The organism is Granulicella mallensis, from assembly GCF_014203225.1.
In the GTDB taxonomy this organism is placed as follows: Bacteria; Acidobacteriota; Terriglobia; order Terriglobales; family Acidobacteriaceae; genus Granulicella; species Granulicella mallensis_A.
The window spans coordinates 73,680-88,429 of sequence record NZ_JACHIO010000027.1; the positions used below are offsets into that span (position 1 = coordinate 73,680).

Sequence of the window (14,750 nt, forward strand, 5' to 3'; positions counted from 1 at the left end):
TCAAAGACGCCGACTATGAAAGCCACATTTACCTGCCATCTGTGACCGAATCTACCTTTACCCACGCATCAGTCTCTACGTCGTCAACGCGCGCTCCACGCAAACGCTGGAGTCCCAACTCCGTAGGACTGATCGTGGTTGCCTGGCTTGTGCTGCAGATCGGGGGCCTCTTTACCCCCGGCCTGCTCGACGACGTCGACTCTGTCTACATCCAGATCGCGCGCGAGATGCTGCAGCGCCACGATTTCATCACCCCCACCATCGACGGCATTCGCTTCTTCGACAAGCCTCCCCTGATGTACTGGATGGCTGCCGGTTCGATGCACCTGTTCGGGCCGCATGACTGGGCCGCGCGGCTGCCGCTCGCCCTTGGCGTGCTGGCGCTGCTGTTCGCGGTCTATGCGCTGGGCATTCGCCTCTTCAGCACCGTCTCCCCGCTCGAAGCCCCCGACCGTGGCGGCCTCTACGGAGCGCTGGCGATGGCTACCTCCATCGGCCCCTATCTCTACACGCGCTTCTATATTCCCGACATCCTCATCGCCCTCTGGATGACGCTGTCCGTTCATCTCTTCCTGATCGCACTCGACCGGCTGCGCGAAGACCGCTCCGCACTCCTCCCGAGCCTCGGCTTTGCGGCTGTCATGGCGCTCGATGTGCTGACCAAAGGACTCATCGGAATCGTCTTCCCGATCGGCTTCGTCCTGTTCTATCTCTTCTTCACGAGACAACTGAAGCTCCTGTTGAAGCTGCAGATTCCCGCCGCAACCGGCCTGTTTCTGCTCCTCGCCGCTCCGTGGCACATCCTGGCGGCACTGCGCAATCCGGCGATCTCGATGCCTGCGGGCGTCGGCCTTCCCGCCCGCGCCGGTTGGGCCTGGTTCTATCTCTACAACGAGCACATCGCGCGCTTCATGGGAAAACGCATTCCCCACGACTACGGGAACGTACCGCGCCCGATCTTCTGGCTGCTGCTCGTGCTGTGGCTCCTGCCCTGGTCTGCCTTTTTGCTGGGCTCTCTGAAGAATGCCTTTCGAGATCTCCGCCAGCCCCGCGAGGCTCCCCTGCGCTTCGACTCCGATATCGCCGCAGGCTATGACACGCTAACGGCACTCCAGTCCTCGGCTCGCAGCCACGAAGCCGCCCTGTCTCTGCTGTTGTGGGCAGGCATCATACTGGGCTTCTTCACGGTCTCATCCCGCCAGGAGTACTACCACCTGCCTGCACTGCCGGCCCTGGCGCTGCTTGTCGGAGGCATGCTCGCCGCCGCCGATCGTCGCCCTCTCAGCGCCAGCATCGGTGTCACCGCTCCCATCAATCAGACCCAGCGACAAGCACTACAGGCCTCTTTCTGGGGCCTGGCTCCGTTCGGCGCCCTGCTCTTCGTTGTATGCGCTTACCTCGCCGCAACCGCACATACTCCAGCCACAGGCGTCGATCTGAACTCCCTGTTGAGCACGAACCCGGCGCTCTACAACCTCTCGCTGGGACATGTCTTCGATCTCACCAGCAATGCCATGGGCTTCTTCCGCGGCCCGTTGTGGACGGTCGCTCTCTGCATGCTTGCGCTCGGCCCGGGATCGCATCTACTGCGCCGTAAAGGACGCACCTTCGCGGCAAACCTGGTCGTTGCGCTCAGCATGGCCGGAGTTCTACTGGCAGCCCACGAAGGACTCGTGCGCTTCTATCCCATCCTCGGCTCGAAGAACCTGGCCCTGGCCATCGACACCGCACGCAAACCTGGCGACTTGATCCTGATCGACGGCGAGCTTACCGCTGGCTCCACGCTGCTCTTCTACACCGATCAACCCGTTCTGCTAGTCAACGGCCACGTCAATGGCCCCTGGTTCGGCAGCTTCTGGCCGGACGCACCACCTATCTTTGAGGATGAAGCCAGCCTGCGCCAACTCTGGGGAGGCTCTCAGCGCGTCTTCCTGCTGACCTACAATCCCAGGCAGCGCGAGCAGGATCTCAGCAGCCACGGCAAGGTCATCGACTTCGCCGACTCCGGCGGCAAGACGATCCTCACAAATCGTTAAAGGCAGAGTGTAGAGGATAGAGCGTAGAGAAGGCAGTTCCCCTACACTTCAGGGAGTGTCATCAAAACTGCTGTTCGAGCTAAAAACAGAGTTTGCACACTTTGCGCCTACAGCACGACAAATGGAGCGGAAATGTTCACGCATCCACAGGTGCAAGCCCCGAAGGGGCGACCTATCCCAGCCCAGGGTGGAGGCGGCTGGCGAGCGTTCTTTGCTCGCCGTGTCGCCGTAACCCTGGGTTATGAATTCTAAGCAAGAGAGCCCTGAAGGGGCGACCTATCGTGCCGCCACAATAGGTCGCCCCTTTAGGGCTCAAATCCTTTACATCTTGACCCAGGGTTCCGGCACCACAGCGAGCAAAAGACGCTCGCTGCGGATGCCTCCACCCTGGGCTGATATGGCTCGCCCCTTCGGGGCTTATACCCGTGGCCGTTTGACCTTCTAGGCTCCACTTTGTGTTGCTGTGGGTGCCAATCAGAAGGCTGGCTCAATCTTTATCTGAAATAGCAGTGTCGAATTGGATGACACGCTCTACTCTCTGCCTTTCTAGTCCGGCGACTCCACCTTGCCGCCATCCTTGAGCTTGTAGATCTTGCCGCGATAGTAGAAGTTGTCGCCGCCATAGCTGCCCAGCCACAACACCCATCCCAGAAAGTCACGCAGCGGATAAATAGCAGCACCACGCACCCACTCCGGATCTCCCATCACATTGAGAATCGTTCCCGCCTGCAGCCAGCGGTTAATCACCGAGCTTGCAAGCCAGAGCAATCCAAGCACCGGATTTCCGCTGAGCAGTCCCCATAAGAGCCCCAGCAGACCGAACGGCATGGCAAACGTCAGGCCGCTGCCGAGATGTCCCCACGGACGTGACCGGCGCGTGCTCTGCATCCACCGGAGCTGATTGCGGAAACTCAACCAGAAGGGCGAATCCTGCACCATCAGCCGGATCACATGCGTCGCCAGCAGGACACCGGTTCCCTGCGCCGCCAACCGATTGCCCAGCACGAAGTCGTCGGCATAGAACTGCCCGAGTTCGTTGAAGCCGCCGACATCCTGGAAGCTCTTGCGCCGCACGGCCATCGTCGCACCCAGCGCGAACTTCGTGCCCTCAATCATGTCGGCGACCAGCACGCCGGAGGTCATCTCGACACTCTTGCCGACGGCGTCGAGCTGCGAGGCGAAGCTGGCATGTTCATGCGCCGTGCCGAGGTACACGCACGAGGCCAGGCCCACGTGCGGGTCTTTCAGCGTCTGCACCATGCGCTGAAGATAGTTCGGCACCACGCGCACATCCGCATCGCTTGTGATGTAGTTGTCGTTCCTGGCCACCGAGTCGAGCTTGGCCAGCGAAAAGACCTTGGCGTTGTGAAACTTCGGCATGGGCTCGCCGCAGGTCACGTACTTGGCATCGATGTGGGGATAACGCTTGCCAACCTCGCGCGCAAGCTGCAACCCGGCGTCGCTCTCCTGCCGGGCGCAGAACAGCAACTCGAAGTCCGGGTAGTCCTGTTCGAAGAACGTCTCGATGTTCCGCTCCATGCCCGGCTCAGTGCCGTGCAACGGCTTCAGAACGCTCAAAGGTGGGAGGAAATCCGCCGGCGCACTCTGCTCACGACGGCGTCTCAAACCGAAACGCACCGCTGCCACCAGCACCATGCCGCAGTAAATCGACGAAGTGACTGAACCTACGGCAGCCACCCAAAACAAAATGTGGAGCAAAACCTTCATCGCACCAAGCCAGGAAGAGATCTAGAGACTATCGACTGTAGCCCAAACCTCTTAAGTCTACGCGACGCAGCTCCGCCTCCCTATTCTTTGTTGACGATCTTCCGTCGCAACGGCACCAGCCCGGCCTGCTGCGCCTGCTGTTGCTGCACACGCGTCAGCATCTCGGTGCGAACGAAGTCGACGAACCCCTGCATCTGCCGGTTCATCTCCTCCATGCGCTCACGCATCTGCAGCACGATAGCGATCCCCGCGATATTGACCCCCAGGTCGCGCGCAAGGTTCAGGATGAACTCCAGCCGTTCGAGATCCTCGTCCGTATAGAGGCGGGTATTGCCGTCCGAGCGCGACGGTCGCAACAGGCCCTCGCGCTCATAGAGCCGAAGTGTCTGCGGATGGATTGCATACATCTCGGCCACAGCCGAGATCATGTAGGCGCCCTTGGATTTACGTTTCGTTGCCATCAGCTTGCTTTCTTCAGCTCGTGCGCCGCAACGCCACGCGCTTTGATCAGGCCTCGCAACGCCTCGTTCACCGCTTCAGAGTCAGGAAAGACCGCCTTGACGTCTGGATCAAGAGACACCAATCGGCTGACATCCTTGAATTGGCTCGCATATTTGCCACGAACCCCCTTGGAAAAGTCATACTCATCCAACATGTCGTCTTCTTGGTCCAAATTATTGCTCATAGGTTCTCCTTTCCTTTGGCGTTGGCTTACGCGCGCTGATAATCCGATACGTTTCACCGCGACTCACATGTACCACTGTTAGTAGTTTGCTCGTAGCCGAGATTCCAATCAAGATAAAACGGTCTTCTTCGTTCGAGTGCAGTGGGTCGGGAATCGTGATGCTGTTGTCGTCCGCAAAAGCAGTCGCTCCTTCAAGAAAAGAGACACCATGCTTTCGCTCATTCGAGGCAGCTTTTTCGCTGTCCCACTCGAAATGCACTCCTCCAATATCTAACCGGACTGTTCTCATACCCCGGCCAGCAACTCTTCCCGCGGGTCCTCCGGATTCAGTTTCTGCAACTCCCGCAAAATCTCCTTCGAGCGCTCATCCTGCACCTTCGGCACCACGATCTTCACCTCGACGATCTGGTCGCCGCGCTGGCCTTCGCGCGTCGCGCTGGGGACACCCTTCTCGCGCATCCGCAGCTTCTGTCCTGTCTGGGTCCCCGGCGGAATCTTCAACTGCGCACGGCCCGACTGAGTTCCCACGCCGTCGATCGTCGGCACCTCGATCTTCGCGCCCAGTGCGGCTTCCATCACCGTCACCGGCACGCTGACGTGGATGTCGTCACCCGAACGATGGAACAGCTTGTGCCCGCCTACCTTGATGATGAGATAAAGATCTCCCGCCGACGCACCCTCAGTGCCCGCATTGCCCTTGCCCGCCAGGCGAATCCGCTGGCCATCGCGTGTGCCCGGTTTGATGCGAAACTCCAGCGGCTCGCGCTTCGTAACGACACCCGCTCCATCGCACGTACGGCACGAATTCTGCACCTTGCCGGAGCCGCCGCAGCGCGGGCACTGGATGTTGAACTTCATCCGCCCACCCATCTGCGTTACCTGGCCTGAGCCATGGCACTCAGGGCATTCCATGCTGCCACCTACAACCGCGCGGCCCTTGCAGGTTGGACACTGCTCCTGGCGCTGAATCTCCAGCCGCGTCACGCCGCCGCGAATCGCCGTCCAGAAGTCGATCTCCACCTGGTACTCGAGATCGGTTCCCGGCTGCGGTCCACGCGGCTGACGTCCGCCATTGAACATACCGCTGAACACATCGCGGAAGCTTCCGCCAAAGCCCTCGCTCTCCGCGCGCGACGCGCGGCTGCCGCCCTGGAAACCGGAGAAGTCGAAGCCGCCAAAGTCGAACGGCACACCCTGCCCGCCACCGGCCTGCGCACCTCCGCCACCACCGCCCCGGGCATAGGCCTCCGCCGTCGCCGGGTCGATGTTGTCCGAGTAGAAGCCAACCTGGTCATAGATCTTGCGCTTCTTCTCCTCGCTCAACACGTCGTTGGCTTCGGAGATTTCTTTGAACTTCTCCTCGGCCTTTTTGTCGCCGGGGTTTACATCCGGGTGATATTTGCGCGCGAGTTTGCGAAACGCCTTGCGGATCTCGTCCGCCGTCGCTGTCTTCTTCACGCCAAGCGTGCCGTAATAATCCTTAGTCTGTGTTGCCATTGTTATGCCACCCTACGCTGTACTTCCTTCTCAATCTTTGAAGCGAGATCTCGATCCACACAAGCCAGTTCGTACGCTCCCTGTAGATTGATCCAAAGGCTGGCCGAAGTACCGAAATGTATTGCCAGACGATATGCCGTCTCGGCTGAAATACCACGCCGTTCATTCACGATTTCGGAGATGCGCGTCGCCGGAACACGCAGCGCCAACGCCAGCGAATGCGCCGATATTCCATTCGGAATCATGAACTCCTCCCGCAGAATCTCTCCTGGATGCATCGGCGGAGGCTGTCTATTGGGGTCACGAGTGATAGCCATTTTCGTTCTCCTAGTGATAGTCCACTATTTCGACTTCATGCGGCTCAGTATCACGCCACACAAAACAGATGCGGTATTGATCGTTGATACGAATGCTGTATTGCCCCTTGCGATTGCCCTTCAAAGCTTCGAGACGATTGCCTGCAGGCTGCCGCAAATCATCCAGGTGGCTTGTATTATCGAGAACCTGCAACTTTCTCCGAGCGACTGCAACGATTGCAGCATGTCGACGGCTCTTCCCCGTAAAGAAGAGGGTCTCGGTTTCCTTGTCGGCAAACGACCGGATCATGCCTTAACCTAGCACGTTGAACGCTCTCCGTTCAACGCTCCGCAGGTAGTGCTTCATCCGCCTGACATACCGGGCACCAATACAACGTTCTGCCCGCTACATCCTTGCGCAAAATCTTCGTCCCGCAGATGAAGCAAGGCTTGCCCTGCCGCCGGTAGACATAGTGCGCCTCTTCCTTCAGCGGCTTCCCCGTCTTGTGCGGACGATCCTTCGGCTTCGTCGTCACAATGCGTCGATCGACCATACCCGCACGCAGCAGGGGGATTGCATCCTTCCACATCGCCTGCAGAGTCTTCAGCGGCACCGTCCGGCCTTCCACAAAAGGACTCAGCCGCGCGCGAAACAACAACTCCGCACGATAGATGTTGCCGATGCCGGAGAGCACATCCTGCTGCATCAGCAACACACCGATTGGCGTCTTAGCCTTCGCAATATGCTCAAACGCCGGCTTCGGATCGTCGCCGTCCAGCGGGTCCGGTCCAAGCCTTGCCAGCAGCGTCTCCCACTGGGCATCGGTCCACAAGCTGCAGTCCGAAGCTCCACGCAACTCCAACCAGTCGATCTCCTCCGGTGGCGTTGGATTCGATCCATCGTCGCTCGAGTACCACCCATGCCGCGTGCTGGCCTCCGCCGCATCCTTGCGAGCCTTTGCTCCCACAGGCCACATCCGAACCCGCAACGCACCGCGCTCTTCCGGCAGGGGCATCTGGCCCTCGGTCCAGTCTCCGTAACGGCCCAGGTGCACATGCAGAATGCGATCTTTGCCGAAGACATAGCCCAGGTGCTTGCCCTTTGCCATCACACGTTCCAGCTTGCGTCCATCGAGCACATCAGCCTCTCGAAAGCGGCCGTTCGGAGCCTCTACATGCATCTTCTTTCCAACGAAGGCCGTCGTATGCCGCTCAGCCCAGCGATGGATCTCATTGCCTTCAGGCATTGCAATCTCTCCTGCATCCTCAAACGCGGCACAGGCCGCGCACCTCGCGCTGAAAACTCGCAGAGGCCGCGGCCCGTGGCATCACACAACAAAAACGTTAGCCGCTTAGTTCCACACCTGGCTGGCCCGGATCGACTCCACGCTGAAGATCTGATCCGGCTCGGCCTCGCGCATGCGATGTGCAAACTGCTCCGCCTCTTCGCGTGTGCCAAACATACTGCGGTTATAGAGCTTGCCTGCACGCAGGGCGTCGCAGCGCCAGAGGATGGGACTTACGTGGCTTCCGCCCACACCGAGGTCCCAATTGACCATTCCCTGCCAAACTTCGTCGCGTCTGTCGTCGTTTGCTCCATGGTTCGTCATCGCGGCACCCCTTTCCACCTCGTGAGACATTTGCCTCACGCTATTAAGCTCCACCTAATAAGACACCAAATCTGCGCATTCGATTCGTCTATTCTCACGGAGGTGCAAAAGCAGATTCCCTTCGCGAATGACAAAAGAAAAGCAGAAACAGCAGAGGAGGAGACTCCAGCTTCGAAGCTCCTCCTCCTATTACGCGCAACACCCACAATTAGTTCGATGCGTTACTTGTGGTCCGTGTCGACATACTCGGCATCGATCACGCCTTCGTCCTTCTTCGGCTCGTCCGCTGTACCCGCCGCAGCAGCATCGCCGTCGGTCGGAGCACCCGCAGCATTCGCCTTGTAGAGAGCCTCGGCCAGCTTGTGGCTTGCCGTGGTCAGGCGTTCGCGGGCTGCGTTCAGCTCGGTCGCACCAGGATCGCCCGTGAGCGTGGTCTTCGCGTCGGCCAGGGCCGTTTCCACATCGCCCTTGTCCGCTGCATCCACCTTCTCGCCGCCATCCTTCAGCATCTTCTCGACGTTGTAGACCATCGAGTCGAGCTGATTGCGGGCTTCGATCTTCTCCTTGGCTTCCTTGTCCTCGGCAGCGTGCGCCTCGGCTTCCTTCGCCATGCGCTCGACCTCTTCCTTGCTCAGACCCGAAGAGCTCGTGATCGTGATCTTCTGGTCCTTGCCGGTCGCGTTGTCCTTGGCCGTCACGTTCAGGATGCCGTTTGCATCGATGTCAAAGGTGACCTCGATCTGCGGCACTCCACGCGGAGCCGAAGGAATTCCGCTCAGCTTGAACTTGCCCAGAGTGCGGTTCTGGTTCGCCATCGGACGCTCGCCCTGCAGAACGTGAACCTCAACCTCAGTCTGGTTGTCGGCAGCCGTCGAGAAGGTCTCCGTCTTCTTGGTCGGGATGGTCGTGTTGCGCGGAATCATGCCCGTCGCCACGCCGCCCATCGTCTCAATAGACAAGGTCAGAGGAGTTACATCGAGCAGCAGCAGGTCCTTTACATCGCCTGCGAGCACGCCTGCCTGCACCGCCGCACCGATCGCGACGACTTCGTCAGGGTTCACGCCCTTGTGCGGCTCTTTGCCGAACAACTCCTTCACCAACTGCTGGATCTTCGGCATGCGGGTCTGACCGCCGACCAGAACGACCTCGTCGATCTTCGATGCGTCGATCCCGGCATCCTTCAGAGCCTGCTTGCAGGGTCCAACCGACTTCTGCAACAGATCGTCAACGAGCGACTCCAGCTTGGCGCGGCTCAGCGTGCGAACCAGGTGCTTCGGTCCGCTGGCATCGGCCGTGATGAACGGCAGGTTGATCTCTGTCTCCTGCGCGGTCGAGAGCTCAATCTTGGCGCGCTCCGCAGCATCCTTCAGGCGCTGCAGGGCCATCTCATTGCCCTTCGAGCTCAGGTCCAGACCGCTCTCGCTCTTGAACTCCGAGATGAGCCAGTCCACGATGCGCTGATCGAGATTGTCGCCGCCAAGATGCGTATCGCCGTTGGTCGACTTCACCTCGATAACGCCATCGCCCACTTCGAGAATCGAGACGTCGAACGTACCGCCACCGAAGTCATAGACCGCAATCGTCTCGTCCTTCTTCTTGTCGAGACCGTAGGCCAGCGCTGCCGCCGTCGGCTCGTTGACGATGCGCTTCACGTCGAGACCGGCGATCTTGCCGGCGTCCTTGGTGGCCTGCCGCTGTGCGTCGTTGAAGTACGCCGGAACCGTGATGACGGCCTCGGTCACACTGGTGCCCAGATAGTCTTCAGCAGCCTTCTTCAGCTTCTGCAGAATCATCGCCGAAACCTCAGGCGCGGTGTATTCCTTGCCCTGTGCCAGCACGGCCAGGTGATCGCCCTGCGGAACGACCTTGTACGGAACCATCCGCATCTCGTCGTTCACTTCGTTCGCGCGACGGCCCATGAAGCGCTTGATGGAGTAAACCGTATTCTCCGGGTTGGTGATCGCCTGGCGCTTCGCGACCTGGCCTACCAACCGCTCGCCGCTCTTGGTAAACGCCACGATCGACGGTGTTGTGCGTCCGCCCTCTTCGTTGGCAATTACCTTCGGCTCGCCGCCTTCCATCACGGCAACGCAGCTATTTGTCGTTCCAAGATCAATACCGATAATCTTTCCCATAATCCTGTCCCCTGTATGGGCCGTAGCCCGAAAATCCTTTGACCTTCACCATGCTCGCATGTGAGTGACTTACTGTCAACTTATATGATGAGAATTGTCGCCTTTGGTTGCACAATCCTCAAGGGCTTACCAGTACCTCAGCCGCCTGCGTCTTTCTGGTCAAAAAGTACGCTAAGAGAATGGACGCTCCCACCGCTCCGGCGACTGCCTCAGTGCCCGAAAGTCCTCGCGCACCCCACCGATTTCCACCCCAGCCATCCAGAGCGGTCATATAAGCAACCGGCACATTCCCCAGGGAGTTAATGATCGAGTATCTGCCGCTGCCGCTCTTCCCTGAATATCCCAGAAACTCGAGCACCACCGCCGTGAACATCGCATAGCAGGTGCCGATCGTGAATAGATAGAGCGTCACGCCCAGGTAATAGGTCGTCGGTCGTTGCGGTCCCAGCCACAGGATTCCCAGGGTCGCGGCATTGATCAGCGCTACCGTCAGATACCCCACGGAAGCCCGAATCCGTGCCGGAATCAGCGTCGCGGCCAGCGATCCGGCGGCCATCAGCAGGGCTCCGGCCACTCCGTTCATCCACGCCATCTGGTGGACGTTCACCCCATAGTCCTGCGCCACGCTGGGCAGCAGCCCGATCGCCGACCCGCTGGCAATCGGAAACAGCATCGTCAGCGTGTAAGGAATCGCCTTCCAGCGCCAGAACGTGTTCTTGAACTCGCTTCCTATCCTGCCGATCGTCTGCCCCAGCCGCTCCGTCGTAATCAGTTTCTGCTCGGGAGCCGCCAGCGCCAGCAGCGAGGGCACCGCGATCAGCGCTCCGGCTACGACGCCAAGCAGCCCCTGCCCCATCCTCTCGGCGAGCATCGCCAACACGAAGATGGCAATCGCCCCAAACGCCAGCGATCCCCCCTGATAAAAGCTGCCCGCGATCCGCCGTGACCGCTCGATCCGCAGGGCTCCCATCATGCCGCCGCAGCCTGAAACCACCAACTGCCCACAACAGGCGCTCAAAAACAGCACCGCTACCGCCGTATGGGACGCCAGGTTCTTCTGGTGGAACGCGAGCGCCATCAGAACGCCTGCTGCTACCGAACCCATCATCAGCCAGGTCCGCCGCCGCATCAGGAAGTCCGTAATCGGGCTCCAGAGAAAATAGATCGTCTGCGGCAGAATGAGCAGCGAGATAATCTCCGAGCTCCGCCCTACCCCTACGCCCTGCCGCCGCATCAGGAACGACAGCACTCCCTGAATGATGCCGTTCGCCAGCACCGCCATCGGCGCAACCAGTAACCCAAACAGCCAGGGCCGTTCGCTGGTTCGCGCTTCTTCACCGGGTGCCGTGCCTGCCAGGACACCTACACCCACCGCTTCGATCTCGTTCATTCCTCCGAACCTACCATGCCGCTTCGTCCTTGGTCACGATCTTCCGGATCTCTTGACCCTGCTCCGTTTGACTCTCGTCGCAGCACTCTCTACGCTTGCCAACAGTGACCACGAGGCAGCCATCCGACCCCAGAGCGCATCGCGATCCCGCGCTCGATGGTTTACGCGGTATTGCGGTCATGCTGGTGTTCTTCTTCCACTATGGTGGCGGGCTTAAATCACCGCATCTTGCCATTCGCCTCTTCGGCTACTTCTCCTCCTCCGGATGGATCGGAGTCGTGGTGTTCTTTACCCTTTCAGGGTTTCTCATCACGGGGAGCCTGTGGGATTCCAGGGGCAACCAGCACTGGCGCCGCAACTTCTACATCCGCCGCCTGCTGCGCATCTTCCCCCTGTACTACACAGCCCTTGCGCTGAGCGCCCTCGGCCTGATTGTTGCCTGGCGCAATGTTCATCTCGTCTGGCCGTTTGCCGTCTATGTCTTTTTTCTGCAGAATCTTCCGAGACTGGAGGGCCTGGTTCAGTCCATCCCAACGCCGCTATCGCTCTACCATCTATGGAGCATGGCGGTGGAAGAGCAGTTCTACCTGCTCTGGCCCCTCCTCCTGTTAACCGTTCGAAGCCGTCGCGGGGCCTTCTGGCTCTGTCTTTGGACGTTCGTAGTCTCGGCTGCCTTTCGAATCGCGATCTATGGGCTCCCCCTGGTCTCGGGTCAGGTGGCCTACTCTTTCAGAGATTTCCTCTTGGTTCACGCCGGAGCCTTTGCCCTCGGCGCCTATCTGGCCATCGCCTGGCGAGGCCCGGAAAAAGCACTGATCGAACGGCTCGCGATGCCTGCCTTCTTCGTCGGGCTTGCCCTTTACCTCTTCTCCAGCCTCAGCTCCCACAGCTTCATGCTCATCTCCAACCTGCAGTTCGTTCTGGGCCTTCCCGGGTTCAGCCTGGCGGCTGCCGCGGCTATCGCTCTCCTTCTACGCAATGGCGTTCCGCGCAGCCTTTGTTCGATAGCGCCTCTGCGGTTCATCGGCCGCATCAGCTACGGCTTTTACGTCTTCCACATCCTGCTGCAGCCGACCTATAGCACCATCACCCGCCATCTGACTCACTCGAACTCAGACCAACGCTACCTGATCACCAAGCTCATCCTGGCTTTTTCAGCCACCCTGCTGATCTCATGGATCTCGTTCCACCTCCTGGAACTGCCCTTCCTGAGGCTCAAGCGGCACTTTCCCATGAAACCTCCTGTCGCAATCGAGTAAGATCTCCTTCAAGTTTTTCCTTAAGCTTTATCGGCCTCCGTTTTAATACGCTTCATGAGCGATCATCGTTCGGGGCATCACAACCCCTTTCACTGCATGGCATCCAACCCTGAAGCTGCGACGCTTGCAGCCTGTTTCGACTCTTCCCTGGAGCACGATCAACAGTATGGCCGCCGCCGCAACAGCCGATGCCGCATCCGCGCAGGAAGACACCCAGAGTGTGACGAAGGGCGTAAACCCGTGGCTGATCGCCGCCGCGGTCATGCTCGCCACCTTTATGGAGGTGCTCGACACCGCCATCGCCTCCGTTGCGCTGCCCTACATCGCCGGCTCGCTCTCGGCCTCCAACGACGAAGCCACCTGGGTGCTCACCAGCTATCTGGTGGCGAACGCCATCATCCTCCCGGCGTCCAACTGGTTTTCCCTGCGCTTTGGCCGCAAGCGCTTCCTGATGAGCTGCGTCTCCATCTTCACCGCAGCCAGCTTTGCCTGCGGAGCCGCCCCCACCCTGGCCCTCATGTTGGTGGCCCGCGTCATCCAGGGAGCCGGTGGTGGCGCTCTCCAGCCTCTCTCACAGGCCATCCTGCTCGAAAGCTTTCCGCCTCGCAAACGCGGAGTCGCCATGGCCGTCTTCGCCTTCGGAGTGGTCGTGGCACCGGTTCTTGGACCCACCCTTGGTGGCTGGCTGACCGATACCTACTCCTGGCGCTACGCCTTCTACATCAATATTCCCGTGGGCGCGTTGGCCCTTTACATGATCAACCGCTACATTCAGGATCCGCCGTATATCAAGAATGCAAAGGTTCCTGCCTTCGACAATATTGGTTTCGGAACCCTCATCGTCTGGACCGGTTGCCTTCAGATCATCCTCGACAAGGGCCAGGAGGTCGACTGGTTTGGAGCGCTTTGGGTGCGCTGGGCGTTCCTCGCCATGGTCATCGCCTTCATCTGGTTCTGCTATCAGTCGTGGTTCAAGAAAGATCCGCTGGTCGATCTCCGCGTCCTCAAAGACCGGAACTTCCTGCTGGGTTCGATCCTCATCTTCATGTTCGGCATCGGCATCTACTCCACGGTCACGGTCCTGCCGCTGTTTTATCAGGAGCTGCTTGGCTACACAGCGTTCACCGCCGGCCTGGTCGTCGCCCCTAGAGGCCTGGGGGCTATCTGCGGTATGCCCGTGATCGGCTACCTCTCCAATAAGGTCGATCCACGCTACCTGCTGACCTTCGGCTTTTTGACCTTCGGCCTCACGACCCTGTACTTCGGTTCGATCACGCTTCAGGTCTCTCCCACCACGCTCTTCCTGCCGATTCTCATCACCGGGTTCGGATTGAGCTTTGTCTTTGTACCAATCAGCACGGCGGCCTATGGCACGCTCAAGAACGAACAGATCGGCAATGCCAGCGGTCTCTTCAACCTGATGCGTAACGTAGGCGGGTCGATCGGCATCTCCATCGCCACCACCCTGCTGACACGGCGGGCCGCTGTTCACCAGAGCGAGATCACCAACTACGTGCCGCGTAGCGGCCAGCAGTTCCAGAACTCACTCCACAACACTACGCAAGCCCTGACCGGAGCCTATGGCCCGGCAAACGCCGCCCATCCGGCACAAGCTACTCTATATCAGCAACTTGGACAGCAAGCCTCAAGTTGGGCTTACGTTGACGTCTTCCGTTGGCTTTCGCTGCTTTGTTTCTTCTGCGTGATCATCGTGTGGTTCTTCAAGAAGGTGAAGCCGGGCAAACCACCTGCCGGGGCGCATTAAGTAGTGCCCGACGAATCGGGGACAACAACGAATCAGATATTTTGTCCCCCCACAGAGACGTCATCCTGAGCGTAGCGCCTCGCGTTTTTTGCGAGGTGCGGAGTCGAAGGACCCCGAAGGACTTGATCACCCAGGAGGTCGGGACCTTTTCCAGCACGAGAGTTCAGGCACGAGCGCTCGAGGTAGAAAAGCTCCAAAGGGCATAGGCAAGAGGTCAACCCTCGGGGTCCTTCGACTACGCGTCCCCAAAGGCTGGGACGCTCCGCTCAGATGGTATGAAGAGCGGCGTACCTTCCTGGTACGTGCTCGAGGCACAGATAATCCATCCGGAGGAAGATACGCCATGCAG

At 59.6% G+C, this 14,750-nt stretch carries 14 protein-coding genes; 3 read left to right on the forward strand and 11 right to left on the reverse strand.

Features of this window, described 5'->3' with window-relative positions:
- Nucleotides 1-41: 41 nt before the first annotated feature.
- Nucleotides 42-2,036 carry a glycosyltransferase family 39 protein gene (locus tag HDF15_RS23045; RefSeq protein ID WP_311733189.1) on the forward strand — a complete coding sequence of 665 codons (1,995 nt, stop codon included), beginning with the start codon at nt 42-44 and terminating at the stop codon, nt 2,034-2,036.
- A gap of 546 nt (nt 2,037-2,582) precedes the next feature.
- On the opposite strand, the gene HDF15_RS23050 is transcribed toward HDF15_RS23045, so the two are convergent.
- The 11 genes from HDF15_RS23050 to HDF15_RS23100 all read right to left on the reverse strand — a co-directional run bounded on the left by HDF15_RS23050 (nt 2,583) and on the right by HDF15_RS23100 (nt 11,377).
- Nucleotides 2,583-3,764: a glycosyltransferase gene (locus tag HDF15_RS23050; RefSeq protein ID WP_184259996.1), complete on the reverse strand. Its 1,182-nt coding sequence runs from the start codon at nt 3,762-3,764 to the stop codon at nt 2,583-2,585.
- An 80-nt stretch (nt 3,765-3,844) separates the two neighbouring features.
- Complete coding sequence (locus HDF15_RS23055) at nt 3,845-4,225, reverse strand: helix-turn-helix transcriptional regulator (RefSeq protein WP_184259999.1); 381 nt, start codon at nt 4,223-4,225, stop codon at nt 3,845-3,847.
- Nucleotides 4,225-4,449, reverse strand: a complete 225-nt coding sequence (locus HDF15_RS23060) for a hypothetical protein (protein ID WP_014264891.1) — start codon at nt 4,447-4,449, stop codon at nt 4,225-4,227. Before HDF15_RS23060 ends, HDF15_RS23055 begins: the two co-directional genes overlap by 1 nt.
- Nucleotides 4,439-4,738, reverse strand: a complete 300-nt coding sequence (locus tag HDF15_RS23065; RefSeq protein ID WP_221314583.1) for a BrnT family toxin — start codon at nt 4,736-4,738, stop codon at nt 4,439-4,441. The genes HDF15_RS23060 and HDF15_RS23065 overlap by 11 nt, the downstream gene beginning before the upstream one ends.
- The gene (locus HDF15_RS23070; RefSeq protein ID WP_184260003.1) at nt 4,735-5,946 is read right to left on the reverse strand and encodes a DnaJ C-terminal domain-containing protein; all 1,212 of its coding nucleotides are present in this window, start codon (nt 5,944-5,946) and stop codon (nt 4,735-4,737) included. The genes HDF15_RS23065 and HDF15_RS23070 overlap by 4 nt, the downstream gene beginning before the upstream one ends.
- Before the next feature lie 2 nt (nt 5,947-5,948).
- Nucleotides 5,949-6,263 (reverse strand): HigA family addiction module antitoxin, encoded by a 315-nt coding sequence (locus HDF15_RS23075; RefSeq protein WP_184260006.1) that lies wholly within the window; start codon nt 6,261-6,263, stop codon nt 5,949-5,951.
- A 10-nt stretch (nt 6,264-6,273) separates the two neighbouring features.
- Nucleotides 6,274-6,552 (reverse strand): type II toxin-antitoxin system RelE/ParE family toxin, encoded by a 279-nt coding sequence (locus HDF15_RS23080; RefSeq protein WP_184260009.1) that lies wholly within the window; start codon nt 6,550-6,552, stop codon nt 6,274-6,276.
- A 31-nt stretch (nt 6,553-6,583) separates the two neighbouring features.
- Nucleotides 6,584-7,489, reverse strand: a complete 906-nt coding sequence (locus HDF15_RS23085; RefSeq protein ID WP_184260012.1) for an Fpg/Nei family DNA glycosylase — start codon at nt 7,487-7,489, stop codon at nt 6,584-6,586.
- A gap of 105 nt (nt 7,490-7,594) precedes the next feature.
- Nucleotides 7,595-7,852 (reverse strand): hypothetical protein, encoded by a 258-nt coding sequence (locus HDF15_RS23090; RefSeq protein WP_260331292.1) that lies wholly within the window; start codon nt 7,850-7,852, stop codon nt 7,595-7,597.
- Between the two features lie 221 nt (nt 7,853-8,073).
- On the reverse strand, nt 8,074-9,987 hold the full coding sequence (gene dnaK / locus HDF15_RS23095; RefSeq protein WP_184260015.1) for a molecular chaperone DnaK: 1,914 nt from the start codon (nt 9,985-9,987) through the stop codon (nt 8,074-8,076).
- Nucleotides 9,988-10,105: 118 nt separating this feature from the next.
- A complete protein-coding gene (locus tag HDF15_RS23100) occupies nt 10,106-11,377 on the reverse strand; it encodes a hypothetical protein (protein WP_184260017.1) in 1,272 nt (423 codons plus the stop codon).
- Nucleotides 11,378-11,481: 104 nt separating this feature from the next.
- Between HDF15_RS23100 and HDF15_RS23105 the strand changes: the two genes are divergently transcribed.
- Together HDF15_RS23105 and HDF15_RS23110 are read left to right on the forward strand one after the other, a co-directional pair.
- The gene (locus tag HDF15_RS23105) at nt 11,482-12,636 is read left to right on the forward strand and encodes an acyltransferase (RefSeq protein WP_311733190.1); all 1,155 of its coding nucleotides are present in this window, start codon (nt 11,482-11,484) and stop codon (nt 12,634-12,636) included.
- Between the two features lie 124 nt (nt 12,637-12,760).
- Complete coding sequence (locus tag HDF15_RS23110) at nt 12,761-14,401, forward strand: DHA2 family efflux MFS transporter permease subunit (protein WP_260331293.1); 1,641 nt, start codon at nt 12,761-12,763, stop codon at nt 14,399-14,401.
- The last annotated feature ends 349 nt before the right edge of the window (nt 14,402-14,750 follow it).